The organism is Mesorhizobium sp. M7D.F.Ca.US.004.01.2.1 (assembly GCF_003997785.1).
In the GTDB taxonomy this organism is placed as follows: domain Bacteria; phylum Pseudomonadota; class Alphaproteobacteria; order Rhizobiales; family Rhizobiaceae; genus Mesorhizobium; species Mesorhizobium loti.
In genome coordinates this window covers 1-406 of record NZ_RZRQ01000779.1, presented here as the reverse complement: position 1 = coordinate 406, position 406 = coordinate 1, and the positions used below count along the sequence as shown (strand labels likewise).

At 66.5% G+C, this 406-nt stretch carries 1 pseudogene; it reads right to left on the bottom strand.

Annotated elements, in window-relative coordinates:
• Nucleotides 1-391, bottom strand: a pseudogene (locus EN993_RS36770) (alcohol dehydrogenase catalytic domain-containing protein); the annotation flags it as partial.
• Between the last annotated feature and the right edge of the window lie 15 nt (nt 392-406).

Sequence of the window (406 nt, the reverse complement as noted above, 5' to 3'; positions counted from 1 at the left end):
CCGCCTGAAGGCGGGCGAGCTGGAACAGTCCCTGCCACGCGGTCAGACCGGAGATGGGCAGGCTCGCACCCACCGTGAAGTCAACGTCGCCCGGCAGCGGGGCGAGATTGCGTGCTTCCATGGCGACATACTCGGCCAGCGTGCCGTCGCGATGCCAGTCGGCGAGGCCGAACACTCGCTGGCCGATTGAAAGCCCCGTCGTGCCATAGCCGAGCGCGGTGACCACACCGGCCAGCTCATGGCCGAGGATCGATGGCGTCCGGGTACGGAAGGCTCGATCGGCCCAGGTCGAAGGCCACTCCAGTTCGGTGTTGACGAAGCCCGCGGCATGAACCTGTACCATGACATCGTTTATTGCCGCCTGCGGCTAGGGGCGCTCCACCAGCCTCATCCCCACTGTTCCTGC